The 11,686-nt window shown below is 67.2% G+C and carries 11 protein-coding genes; all 11 read left to right on the top strand.

Going from position 1 to position 11,686, the window contains the following annotated elements:
* The first annotated feature begins 146 nt into the window (after positions 1-146).
* The 11 genes from recQ (at position 147) to IEX88_RS03025 (ending at position 11,679) form a co-directional block, all read left to right on the top strand.
* Complete coding sequence (recQ, locus tag IEX88_RS03075) at positions 147-1,964, top strand: DNA helicase RecQ (RefSeq protein ID WP_244639818.1); 1,818 nt, start codon at positions 147-149, stop codon at positions 1,962-1,964.
* A 536-nt stretch (positions 1,965-2,500) separates the two neighbouring features.
* The gene (locus IEX88_RS03070) at positions 2,501-4,423 is read left to right on the top strand and encodes a methyl-accepting chemotaxis protein (protein WP_188849069.1); all 1,923 of its coding nucleotides are present in this window, start codon (positions 2,501-2,503) and stop codon (positions 4,421-4,423) included.
* Positions 4,423-4,719: an STAS domain-containing protein gene (locus IEX88_RS03065; RefSeq protein ID WP_188849068.1), complete on the top strand. Its 297-nt coding sequence runs from the start codon at positions 4,423-4,425 to the stop codon at positions 4,717-4,719. The genes IEX88_RS03070 and IEX88_RS03065 overlap by 1 nt, the downstream gene beginning before the upstream one ends.
* The gene (locus IEX88_RS03060) at positions 4,716-5,084 is read left to right on the top strand and encodes a response regulator (protein ID WP_188849067.1); all 369 of its coding nucleotides are present in this window, start codon (positions 4,716-4,718) and stop codon (positions 5,082-5,084) included. The genes IEX88_RS03065 and IEX88_RS03060 overlap by 4 nt, the downstream gene beginning before the upstream one ends.
* A 133-nt stretch (positions 5,085-5,217) precedes the next feature.
* Positions 5,218-7,497 carry a chemotaxis protein CheA gene (locus IEX88_RS03055; RefSeq protein WP_188849066.1) on the top strand — a complete coding sequence of 760 codons (2,280 nt, stop codon included), beginning with the start codon at positions 5,218-5,220 and terminating at the stop codon, positions 7,495-7,497.
* Positions 7,498-7,502: 5 nt separating this feature from the next.
* Complete coding sequence (locus tag IEX88_RS03050; RefSeq protein ID WP_188849065.1) at positions 7,503-7,967, top strand: chemotaxis protein CheW; 465 nt, start codon at positions 7,503-7,505, stop codon at positions 7,965-7,967.
* 81 nt (positions 7,968-8,048) lie between these two features.
* Positions 8,049-8,942 (top strand): CheR family methyltransferase, encoded by an 894-nt coding sequence (locus IEX88_RS03045; RefSeq protein WP_188849064.1) that lies wholly within the window; start codon positions 8,049-8,051, stop codon positions 8,940-8,942.
* Complete coding sequence (locus IEX88_RS03040) at positions 8,939-9,964, top strand: protein-glutamate methylesterase/protein-glutamine glutaminase (protein ID WP_188849063.1); 1,026 nt, start codon at positions 8,939-8,941, stop codon at positions 9,962-9,964. The genes IEX88_RS03045 and IEX88_RS03040 overlap by 4 nt, the downstream gene beginning before the upstream one ends.
* Positions 9,965-10,322: 358 nt before the next feature.
* A complete protein-coding gene (locus IEX88_RS03035; RefSeq protein ID WP_188849062.1) occupies positions 10,323-10,712 on the top strand; it encodes a response regulator in 390 nt (129 codons plus the stop codon).
* Positions 10,713-10,714: 2 nt separating this feature from the next.
* Positions 10,715-11,245 (top strand): chemotaxis protein CheD, encoded by a 531-nt coding sequence (locus tag IEX88_RS03030; RefSeq protein WP_188849061.1) that lies wholly within the window; start codon positions 10,715-10,717, stop codon positions 11,243-11,245.
* Positions 11,245-11,679, top strand: a complete 435-nt coding sequence (locus tag IEX88_RS03025; RefSeq protein ID WP_188849060.1) for a DUF8776 family protein — start codon at positions 11,245-11,247, stop codon at positions 11,677-11,679. The genes IEX88_RS03030 and IEX88_RS03025 overlap by 1 nt, the downstream gene beginning before the upstream one ends.
* Positions 11,680-11,686 lie beyond the last annotated feature (7 nt).

The following is an 11,686-nucleotide window of genomic DNA, read 5'->3' as shown; positions in this document are numbered from 1 at the left end:
CGGGGGCCGCCGGCGATGCGGGAACGCGGCGGCCGCGCCCATTCCTTTCGCGTTGACGGGGCGACGCCGATTGCCCTATCCCGCGGCCATCCCCAACTGGAAACCGCGGCGATCACGGCCGCGCCAACCGAGGAGTCAGGGCCACGCTGAAGGATCCTTCCGACGTCCTCAGGGACGTGTTCGGCCATGCGTCCTTCCGGGGCCAGCAGGAGGACGTCGTCCGGCATGTCACCGGCGGCGGCGATGCCGTCGTGCTGTTTCCGACGGGCGCCGGCAAGTCGGCCTGCTACCAGGTGCCGGCGCTCTGCCGCGAGGGCGTCGCGATCATCGTCTCGCCGCTGATCGCGCTGATGCGCGACCAGGTCGAGGCCCTGCGCCAGGCGGGCGTCGCGGCCGCGGCGCTGAACTCGTCGATCGCGCCGGAAGAGGCCAGCGAGATCCGCCGGCAGATCGCCGCAGGCACGCTCGACCTTCTCTATGTCGCGCCCGAACGCGCATCGACGCCCGGTTTCCGCCGCATGCTGCAGGACGCGAAGGTGGCGCTGATCGCCATCGACGAGGCGCATTGCGTGAGCCAGTGGGGGCACGATTTCCGGCCGGACTACCGCGAGTTGGCGAGCCTCGGTGCGCTCTTTCCGGGCGTGCCGCGCATCGCCTTGACCGCCACCGCCGATCCGATGACCCGCGCCGACATCATCGAGCGGCTCGATCTCGGGCAAGCGCGCGTCTTCTCCTCGAGCTTCGACCGGCCGAACATCTCCTATTCCATCGTCGAGCGCGACAATGCCCGCCAGCAGCTCCTGAAATTCCTTGCCGCGCACGAAGGCGACAGCGGCATCGTCTACTGCCTGTCGCGCGCCAAGGTCGACGACACCGCGACCTGGCTGTCGGCGCAGGGCATTCGCGCTTTGCCCTACCATGCCGGCATGGATGCGGGCCGACGGGCCGCCCATCAGGACGCCTTCCTGAAGGAGGACAATCTCTGCCTGGTGGCGACCGTCGCCTTCGGCATGGGCATCGACAAGCCCGATGTGCGCTATGTCGCCCATCTCGACCTGCCCTCCTCGATCGAGGCCTACTATCAGGAGACCGGCCGCGCCGGCCGCGACGGCCAGCCCGCCGCCGCCTGGATGAGCTACGGCATGGGCGACGTGGTGCAGCGGCGGCGGATGATCGACGACGGTCAGGCCCCGGAGGAGATCAAGCGCGTGGAGCGAGGCAAGCTCACGGCCCTTCTCGGCCTCTGCGAGACCGTCGACTGCCGGCGCAAGGCGCTTCTGTCCTATTTCGGCGAGGCCTACGACCATGCCTGCGGCAATTGCGATACCTGCCGCTCGCCGGTCGAGACCTTCGACGGCACCGAAGCCGCGGTGAAGGCGATGGCGGCGGTCTACCGCACGGGCGAGCGTTTTGGCGCCGGCCACGTCGTCGACGTCCTCACCGGCAAGGTGACGGAAAAGGTCGAGCGTTTCGGCCATGAATCCCAGGCGGTGTTCGGTGCCGGCAAGGATGTCGACGCCAAGGTCTGGCAGTCGGTGCTACGGCAGCTGACGGCGAGCGGCCTGCTCGTCGTCGACCACGCCGCGCACGGCGCCCTGAAGCTTGGCGATGGGGCGCGCGAAGTGTTCCGCGGCGAGCGCCAGATCACGCTGCGCAAGGACCGGCCGCGCAAGGCGACCGAGACGCGGCGCTCGGGCTTTTCCTCGCCGGCCGCCGCCGACATGCCGGCCGAGGCGCAGCGCCTGTTCCAGGCGCTGCGCGCCGAACGCCTGCGTCTCGCCAAGGAACAGGGCGTGCCACCCTACGTCGTCTTCCAGGACGCGACGCTCCGCGCCATGTCGCTGACGCCGCCGCGAAGCCTCGAGGCGATGATCGCTTTGCCCGGCATCGGCCAGGCCAAGCTCGAGCGCTACGGCGAGGCCTTTTTGGCCGTGATCGACGAAGAGCGGCAGCGCGCCGACTGAACACCGGCGGGTGCAGATGCCCCGGCGAAGCTTGCGAGCTGAATCGCGTCTTCTTTGCCCCGCCGCCCCTCGACACGCCTGAGAACTCCCGGCGCTAATATCACGAACTTGTGATGGAACCGGTCCCTGCGGCTGATTGTCAGGCGGCGTTAGGGGAACCCCCTGGTCCCGCACACTGGGCGGCGCTGGCGCCCCCGTCGCCAGAGCCGCATCCGATCCGGGTCGCAGGCCGGCTGTCGCGGGGCGCCAGCCCGGCCCAAGCTTTCTCCTAAACAGTCGATCCAGAGTCCGTACCCGCCGGCGGCGGGCATCGCCCCCTCATGTGCCCCACCGGGAGGCAAGAAAATCTCAATCCGCCTCCCCTACACCAACACCTCGACATCCCCCGCCGTGACGCCACGCGGTCAGTGAGTGATCAAAGCATTAGGGATTGTCGAATATTTTGGGTCGAAAGAAAGCTTGCGAACCACCATCGATAGTTAGTTCATTTTACTTATCGATCTGTACCCGCAGGCTATGGGAGCGAGGACGACCTCATGCGAATTTCCGACATCTCCATCGCCAAGAAGATCGGCATGGCCTTCGCCATCATGATCATCGGTTCGGCCGCGATGGGCATGGCAGTGCGTTCCAACATGGTCACCATCAAGCAAGCCCAGTCGGAGACGGCTTCGGACAACCTGATCATCGCCGACACGCTGGAGGCGCGGGGCGCCCTGACGCGCCAGGAAAACTCGCTGCGCGGCTTCATCATCACCAAGGACAGCTACTATTCCGAGCGCGTGAAGAAGCATTATGCCACCTTCCGGAAGCATATGGATGCCGTCCGCCAGACCCCCGGCATCACGCCGGCGCGGACCGCGGTGATCGACAAGATCGAGGCCGATCTGGCGGCCTGGCACAAGAACATCGCCGACCGGGTGCTCCTGCTGGCCGGCAACGAAGCCACCTATCCCGAGGCCGTCGCGCTGCTCGGCTCGGACGCGGCCAGTAGTTACATCGACCCCGTCGAAGAGGGGCTCGACACGATGAAGGACGAGGAACGCCAGCAGATCACGGCGGAGACCGCGGCTCAGGATGCTGCCTTCCATAACGCGCAGCTGGTGCTTCTCCTCAGCATGGGCCTCTTGATCGCGGCGGCCGTCGGCCTCGGACTGCTCCTCAGCCGCGGCATCGCCTCGCCGGTGATCCTGATGCGCGACGCCATGCAGCGCCTGGCCGGCGGCGACACCGCGATCGACGTGCCGGCCCTCGGCCGCAAGGACGAGGTCGGCCAGATGGCCACGGCCTTCGACCAGCTGAAGCACGTCTCCATGGACCGCGAGCGCCTCGGCGCCCTCGCCGAGGAAGCCCGTCGCGCCGACGAGATGCGGGCTCGCCAGGCCGAGTTGACCTCGGAGGAATATGTCCGGGCGCACGAGTTCTTCATGGCCGAAGTGGCGACGGGGTTCCAGCGGCTGGCGTCGGGCGATCTTCTGGTCCGCCTCGATAAGCCTTTCGCCGCCGACTACGAAGCCATGCGCGGCCTGTTCAACGACAGCGTCGGCAAGCTGGAGGAAGCGATGGGATCGGTCGTCCAGTCGATCACCGCCATTCGCACCGGGCTCACCGAAATCTCCGTCGCGTCCAACGACCTCGCCCAGCGCACCGAGCAGCAGGCGGCGAGCCTCGAAGAGACCGTGGCGGCGCTGTCCGAGGTGACCACCGGCGTGAACCAGACGGCCGAGGGCGCGGCCCGCGCCCAGGTCGGCGCCAGCGCGGCGCAGAAGAACGCGGAGAAGGGCGGCGAGATCGTCGCCCGGGCCGTCGCCGCGATGGCCGAGATCGAGCATTCCTCGGAAGAGATCGGCAAGATCATCGGCGTCATCGACGAGATCGCCTTCCAGACGAACCTCCTGGCGCTCAATGCCGGCGTCGAGGCGGCCAGGGCCGGTGAAGCCGGCCGCGGTTTCGCGGTGGTCGCCCAGGAAGTGCGCGGGCTCGCCCAGCGCTCGGCGGAAGCGGCCAAGGAGATCAAGAATCTGATCTCGACCTCGTCGAAACAGGTCGGCGAGGGCGTCGAACTGGTCACCGCGTCGGGCAAGTCGCTGGAGGAAATCGTCGCGCAGGTCGGCGAGATGTCGGCGGTGGTCGCCGAGATCGCCAGGAGCGCCCGCGAGCAGGCGGTGTCCTTGCGCGAGGTTTCGGGCGCGGCCGACCAGATGGACAAGGTCACGCAGCAGAACGCGGCGATGGTCGAGGAGACGACGGCCGCCGCCCAGACTCTCACGGACGAGACCGAGGATCTGGCGGCCCTGATCGGGCGCTTTGCCACCCGGGCCTCGGCGACGACGGGTCGGTCGACGGTCACGGCGATCCCGCACAAGCCCGCCGCGGCGCGCCCTGTCGTCCAGATGCGGACGGCCGGCCATGGCGGCGCAGCGGCGCAGACATCCACGGACAGCTGGGAGGAATTCTGATGAGCGACAGCACCGACGCCCTGGTCATCGACCTGCCGGCCCATCTCGACCTGACGGCGGCCGGCCCACTCGCCGAGCGCTTCGTCGCCGCCCGCGGCGAGGCCATCGCCATCGACGCCTCGCATGTCGAGCGGCTCGGCGGACAGTGCCTGCAGGTGCTGCTCTCGGCCGTCGTCACCTGGAAGGCCGATCTCACCCCCCTCTCCATCACCAAGACGTCCGAGGGCTTCGAAAGCGGCCTCCGGCTTCTCGGCCTTTCCGTCGACAGCCTGCTCGAGAAAGAGATCTCCCTATGACCAAGACGATCCTGACCGTCGACGATTCGCGCACCATGCGCGAAATGCTGCGCCGCGCCCTGCAGGATTCCGGCTTCATCGTCGTCCAGGCCGAGGACGGCGTGCACGGCCTCGAAGTGCTGGAAGGCATGGCCTATCCCGACGTCATCATCACCGACGTCAACATGCCCCGCATGGACGGCCTGCAGTTCATCGAGGAAGTGCGCGCCGACGTGAACCGCCGCGTCATCCCGATCCTCGTCCTCTCCACCGAGAGCGATCCCGAGAAGAAGGCGAGAGCCCGAAGTGCCGGTGCCACCGGCTGGATCGTCAAGCCCTTCGACCCCGTCAAGCTCGTCGACGCCATCCGCCGCGTCGCCGCCTGAGCCTGCCGCCGCCGCCATCGAATGAACAGAGTATGGGCACTTCCACCCCGGCGCGGGCGCGCCGGACGGTGGGGCCCGAAGGCCGCGAAGACGGGGACGTCGGGCGCCGCCGCAAAAGATAGAGGAGACTTCGATGGACGCGATGGCGGAGATTCGGGCGACATTCTTCGAGGAATGCGTCGAGCAGCTGGGTGAACTGGAAAACGGCCTGTTGGCGATGGAGAACGGCGAGGCCGATTCCGATACCGTCAATGCCGTGTTCCGGGCCGTCCACTCCGTGAAGGGGGGAGCCGGCGCCTTCAACCTGAACGATCTGGTGCATTTCGCCCATATCTTCGAGACGACGCTCGACGAGGTCCGCTCCAACCGGCTCGAGGCGACGCCCGAGGTCATCCGCATCATGCTGCGCTCGGCCGACGTCCTGGCCGACCTCATCACCGTCGCCCGCGATGGCGGCGAGGTCGATGCCGCCCGCAGCAAGGTTCTCGTCGACGAACTGAGGGCGCTGATCCCCGCCTCCAAGGGGGGCAAGGCCCCGGTCGTCGCGGCCGCGTCGCAGGAGCCCGAGGAGGAAGAGGCGGAGGACGACTTCTCCGGCATGTTCGGCGACGGCATGGATGGGCTCGACTTCGTCCCCGTCGCCGTCGAGCTCGACGATTTCTTCGCCCCGCAGTCCGGCTACCGCGTCACCTTCAAGCCCAGCCCCGACATGTATGCCAAGGCCAATGAGAGCGCCCGCCTCATTCGCGAAGTGCTGGCGCTGGGGGGCGGACGGGTTCTCTGCGACACCTCGGCAACGCCGCTGCTCAGCGACCTCGACCCCGAAAGCGCCTTCCTCGTCTGGAGCATCGAAGTCGCCACCGAGGCGCCGATCGAGGACGCCATCCGCGAGATCTTCGAGTTCGCCTCCTTCGACTGCGAACTGACGATCGAACCCCTCACCGGCGATGCCCCCGCCGAGGCGGCGGAAGCCGCCGAGGAAAACGTCGATCCCGAGATCGCCGCGCTTCTGGCGCGCATGCAAACCGGCCTGTCCGACGAGCCGGCGGACGCAGCGCCGGCGCCCTCGCGCGAAGTCAAGCCGGCGGCGCCGCAGCTTGCGGCTCCCGCCAAGCCGCGCGCCGAAGCCGCCGCGCCGGCGGCCAAGGCCGCGCCCAAGCCGGCCGCCGCAGCCGCCGCCCCCAGCGGCGATCCCGTCGCCCAGGCCGGCGCGACCATCCGCGTCGATCTCGAGCGCGTCGACAAGCTGATCGATCTGGTCGGCGAGCTCGTCATCCACCAGGTCATGCTGTCGCAGCGCGCCACCCAGGCCGGCCTCACCCGCGCCACGGACGTCGCCGTCGGCCTCGACGAGCTGGAGCAGCTGACGCGCGAGATCCAGGACAGCGTCATGGCGATCCGCGCTCAGCCGGTGAAGTCGGTGTTCCAGCGCCTGCCGCGGCTCGTTCGCGAGGTCGCCGATGCGACCAAGAAGTCGGTCCGGCTCGTCACCGAGGGCGAAGGCACCGAGGTCGACAAGACAGTCATCGAACGCCTGTCGGATCCGCTCACCCACATGATCCGCAACGCCATCGACCATGGCGTCGAGACGCCGGAGGTGCGCCGCGCCGCGGGCAAGCCCGAGGAAGGCACGGTGCGGGTCGCCGCCATGCACCGTTCGGGGCGGATCGTCATCGAGATCTCGGACGACGGCGCCGGCATCAACCGGCCGGTGGTGCGCAACATCGCCATCAAGAACGGCCTGATCGCCCCTGATGCCACGCTGACGGACGAAGAGACCGACAACCTGATCTTCCTGCCGGGCTTCTCGACCAAGGAAGTCGTTTCCGAGCTCTCCGGCCGCGGCGTCGGCATGGACGTGGTCAAGCGCTCGATCCAGGCCCTCGGCGGCCGCGTCTCGATCGCCTCCAGGCCCGGCGAAGGCTCGATCTTCACCATGAGCCTGCCGCTGACGCTCGCCGTGCTCGACGGCATGATCGTCACCGCCGGCACGCAGACCCTCGTCGTGCCGCTGACGGCGATCATCGAGACGCTGAAGCCGAAGGCCAGCGAAGTCAGGGGCTTCGGCAGCGACGAGCGGTTGATCAAGGTGCGCGACAGTTTCCTGCCGCTCGTCGACGTCGCCGCCCAGCTCGGCTACCGGCACGAGCAGACCGACGCCATGAACGGCGTGGCGATCCTCGTCGAGGCGGAGAACGGCAGCCGTTCGGCGCTGCTCGTCGACGCCATCCAGGGCCAGCGCCAGGTGGTGATCAAGAGCCTCGAGGCGAACTACGGCCGCGTCGCGGGCGTGGCCGCCGCCACCATCATGGGCGATGGCCGCGTCGCCCTCATCCTCGACGTCGACGCCGTCACCGCCACGTCGCGCTTCGAACAAAGCCATTTCGGCAACAGCCTGCAAGCAGCGGAGTAAGAGCCATGAACGACATCAAAGACAACGAAAAGGCCGGCATGCGCGAACTCATCGCGTTCCGCATCGGCGAGCAGGAATTCTGCGTCGACATCATCGCCGTGCGCGAGATCCGGGGTTTTGCCGCCGCGACACCGCTGCCGCACGCGCCGAACTTCGTCGTCGGGGTGATCAACCTGCGCGGCACCGTGCTGCCGATCGTCGATCTCGCCGCCCGCCTCGGCTTCGGCCCGACGCAGCCGACGGCCCGTTCGGTGGTGATCGTGGTGCGCATCGATCGCCAGCTCGTCGGCCTTCTCGTCGATGCCGTCTCGGACATCCTGACCGTCACCGACGATCTGCTGCAGCCCACGCCCGACATCGCCTCGGAACTCGCCCGCACCTTCGTGCGCGGCGTCATGGCCTTCGAAGGCCGGATGATCTCGATGATCGCCGTCGACTTCGTGCTGCCGCAGACCGACATGGCCGCCTGATCGGGCGCTCCGGGTACCAGACTGTCCGGCGGCCCTGTCGCTGCCGGATGCCGAAACCGCGATGCAGAGGCATAGACCGTAATGGCACGACCTGAATCCGATAAGCGCGTGGCCGACGGCCGTACCGGATCGGGTGAATTCATCCTGACGGATTCCGACTTCAACACGATCGCCAAGATCCTTCATTCGGATTCAGGCATCCTGCTCGCCCCGTCGAAGAGCAACCTCGTCTATAGCAGGCTGGCCAAGCGCCTCAGGGCGCTCGGCCTCGCCAGCTTCAAGGAATACTGCTCCTACATCGAGGGCGCCGAGGGGACGAGCGAGCGGATGAGCATGCTCGCCGCGCTGACCACCAACGTCACGCACTTCTTCCGCGAGAACCACCATTTCGAGCATCTGAAGAGCGAGCTGCTGCCCGCGCTTCTGGCCGACGCCAAGAAGGGCGGGCGGGTGCGGATCTGGTCGGCCGGCTGCTCCAACGGCCACGAGCCCTATTCGATCGCGCTGACCGTCCTGTCGATGATGCCCGACGCCCCGAATTACGACATCAAGATCCTGGCCACCGACATCGACCCGAACGTCATCGCCTTCGGGCGCGCCGGCATCTACGACGAGGCGACGCTCGAGGCGGTGCCGAAGACGCTGAAGCAGCGCTGGTTCAAGCCGACGGGCGGCAAGGGCGGCGACGCCTTCGAGGTCTCGGACGCCATGCGCGACCTGATCTCCTTCCGCGAGCTGAACCTCATCGGCGAATGGCCGATGCAGGGGACCTTCCAGGCCCTGTTCTGCCGCAATGTCACGATCTACTTCGACCAGCCGACGCGCGAGAAGATCTGGCACCGCTACTGCCGCTATCTCGAGCCCGGCGGCTGGTTCTACATGGGCCATTCGGAACGGCTGACGGGCCCCGCCACGCAGTATCTCGCCTATGAGGGAACGACGGCCTACCGCCGCCTCGAGGGAGCCGTGAAATGAGCCCCGTCCGGGTCCTCATCGTCGACGATTCGCGCACCATGCGGGCGCTTCTGAAGCATGCGCTGTCGGGCGACCCGGCCATCGACGTCGTCGGCGAAGCCGCCAACCCGCTGGAAGCGCGGGACATGATGAAGGAACTCGACCCGGACGTCGTCACGCTCGACATCGAGATGCCGAACATGAACGGGCTCGATTTTCTCGACAAGATCATGCGGCTGCGGCCGACGCCGGTGATCATGGTCTCCAACCTCACCCAGCCGGGCGCCGCCGCCACGCTGCAGGCGCTGGAGACCGGCGCCTTCGATTGCATCTCCAAGCCGGGCGGCCTCACCGGCAACACGCTCGACCACCTTCCCGCTTTGGTGAAGGAGGCCGCCAAGGCCAAGCCCGGAATGGCCTCGGGCCGGCGCCAGATCGCCGCGGCCCGGGCGCCGGCAAACAGCTCGGCGCTCGAGCGCCACGCCAACTGGCCCGACCTCATCGGCATCGGCTCCTCCACCGGCGGCGTCGAGGCGCTGATGACCGTTTTGTCGGATTTCCCCGCCGACTGCCCCCCGACCCTCATCGTCCAGCACCTGCCGGCGGCCTTCACCTCGTCCTTCTCGGCGCGGCTGAACAAGATCTGCAAGGCTCGGGTGATCGAAGGCCAGAACGGCGCGGAAATCCAGCGCGGCACGGTCTATATCGCGCCGGGCGCCCAGCACATGACCCTTGCCACCAAGGCCGGGCTGCGGCTGAAGCTCACCCAGGAAGATCCGGTGAACGGCCATCGCCCCTCGGTCGACATGCTGTTCTCGTCGCTGGCCCAGAACTTCGCCGGAAGGATGACGGGCGCGATCCTCACCGGCATGGGCCGCGACGGCGCGCAGGGCCTGCTCGAGATGCGCCAGAGCGGCGCCAGGACGATGGCGCAGGACGAAGCGACCTCGCTCGTCTACGGCATGCCGCGCGTCGCTTACGAACTCGGCGGTGCCGAAAAGCGCGTCCCGCTGCAGGGCGTGACCAAGGAAATATTCTCGTAGCGCTACCCAAGAAATTGCCAGAAACATTCGGGCTTCGGCCCGGCTTGGGGCAGGCTCGATTTTTTCAAGCAGAGACTTACTCCCAATGCCTTAAGTACAGCACATTATAAGCTTCCTCTCCATGATCACTTTGTCCGGAGATACTTTTCTGCCAATTTTGCAGTACGCTGGCAGGCATTTTGTTAAGGCCGATCGGATTGAATAGACTGGACTGGGCGAGTCGTCGCCTTCACCCGAGGGGAGAGACAGGTCCATCACGGTCGTGAGACGGTGAACGCTTCCCGAGAACGTGGTGCTACCCGGATGCGGCCGGTCGATCTCCGCAACCGGCATTCGAGTATTGAGAAGGAACGAAGGTATGGCCTTCAAGTCGCAACTGAAAGTGCTGATCGTCGACGACCAGCGCACCAGCCGTATGCTGATCCGCGACGCGCTCGACCAGCTGGGCATTTCGCAGATCACGATGGCCGTGGACGGCGAGGAGGCGCTGAAGATGCTGATGAGCGCGCCGTGTCACATCATCATCTCCGACTTCAACATGCCCAAGGTCGACGGCCTGCAGCTCCTGAAGGCGGTGCGCTCCTATCCGCCGACGAAGAAGACGCCCTTCATCATCCTCACCGGCCGCGGCGACCGCGAGCTCGTGCAGAAGGCCGCCGCCCTCGGCGTCAACAATTTCCTGGTCAAGCCGATCTCCGTGCCGGTGCTGCAGAAGACCATCGAAGCCGTCGTCGGAAAGCTGCAATAGTCATGAGCGAAATGATCGCGCGTCGGCGCCTCAACATCATCCAGGGTGAAGCCAAATGGGGGAGCGGCGAGGATCTCGTCCTCACCACCCTGCTCGGCTCCTGCGTCGCGGCCTGCATGCGCGACCCCGTCGCCGGCGTCGGCGGCATGAACCACTTTCTGCTGCCGGGCGGCGGCGAGGGACAGAGCCGAGCCGAAAGCTACGGGCTCTACCTGATGGAGCTGTTGATCAACGGCCTCTTGAAGCAGGGCGCCCGCCGCGAGCGCATCGAGGCGAAACTCTTCGGCGGCGCGCGCACGGTCCAGGGCCTGTCCGATATCGGCGCCAAGAACGCCGCCTTCGCGCGCAACTTCCTGCGCAACGAAGGCATCATGGAAGCCCGCGGCGATGTCGGCGGCGACAAGGGCCGGCGGATCGAATACTGGCCGCATTCCGGCCGGGCGCGCCAGGTCTTCCTCGACAAGTCCGCCGTGCTGCCGCCGCCGCCGCCGGTCCGCCAGCAGAAATCCATCGGCGATCTGGAGCTGTTCTGATGGCCATGTCCTCGCCCATCCTCGTCGCCCCGCTCGTGGCCGACGGCTTCGCCGACACGCCGCGCTCCCTGGAAACGCCGATGCCCAAAACCACCGTCAACGCCATCCTGACCCGCCTCTCCTACGAACTGCACGCGCTGGCGGACGCGGCCGACGAGTTCCACCATCTCGCCTTCTCCGACGGCGGCTCCAGCAATCTCGCCAATGCCGACTATGTCCGGGCGACCCAGGGCATCGATCTGATGCAGCAGATCCTGGCGAACCTTTCCGACTACACGGGCTGCCTCGCCATGGCCGCGCCCGAGGAGATGGACCTCGACGACGCGCAGGCGCTCTCGCTGATCTCCCTCAGCGACCTGCGCGATCGCCTGCGGGACGTGCCCGCCACCGAGATCGAGCGCCAGGACAGCGGCGACGCCGACATCTTCTTCTAGCGCCCCG

It is taken from the genome of Aureimonas glaciei (assembly GCF_014643375.1).
Lineage (GTDB): Bacteria > Pseudomonadota > Alphaproteobacteria > Rhizobiales > Rhizobiaceae > Plantimonas > Plantimonas glaciei.
Note: the sequence above shows the minus strand (reverse complement) of the source record. Positions and strands in the feature narration are given on the sequence as shown.

Excerpts from the sequence above, each read along its gene's own strand:
- IEX88_RS03070 (WP_188849069.1), top strand. The coding sequence starts at position 2,501 with ATGCGAATTTCCGACATCTCCATCGCCAAGAAGATCGGCATGGCCTTC.
- IEX88_RS03065 (WP_188849068.1), top strand. The coding sequence starts at position 4,423 with ATGAGCGACAGCACCGACGCCCTGGTCATCGACCTGCCGGCCCATCTC.
- IEX88_RS03060 (WP_188849067.1), top strand. The coding sequence starts at position 4,716 with ATGACCAAGACGATCCTGACCGTCGACGATTCGCGCACCATGCGCGAA.
- IEX88_RS03055 (WP_188849066.1), top strand. The coding sequence starts at position 5,218 with ATGGACGCGATGGCGGAGATTCGGGCGACATTCTTCGAGGAATGCGTC.
- IEX88_RS03050 (WP_188849065.1), top strand. The coding sequence starts at position 7,503 with ATGAACGACATCAAAGACAACGAAAAGGCCGGCATGCGCGAACTCATC.
- IEX88_RS03045 (WP_188849064.1), top strand. The coding sequence starts at position 8,049 with ATGGCACGACCTGAATCCGATAAGCGCGTGGCCGACGGCCGTACCGGA.
- IEX88_RS03040 (WP_188849063.1), top strand. The coding sequence starts at position 8,939 with ATGAGCCCCGTCCGGGTCCTCATCGTCGACGATTCGCGCACCATGCGG.
- IEX88_RS03035 (WP_188849062.1), top strand. The coding sequence starts at position 10,323 with ATGGCCTTCAAGTCGCAACTGAAAGTGCTGATCGTCGACGACCAGCGC.
- IEX88_RS03030 (WP_188849061.1), top strand. The coding sequence starts at position 10,715 with ATGAGCGAAATGATCGCGCGTCGGCGCCTCAACATCATCCAGGGTGAA.
- IEX88_RS03025 (WP_188849060.1), top strand. The coding sequence starts at position 11,245 with ATGGCCATGTCCTCGCCCATCCTCGTCGCCCCGCTCGTGGCCGACGGC.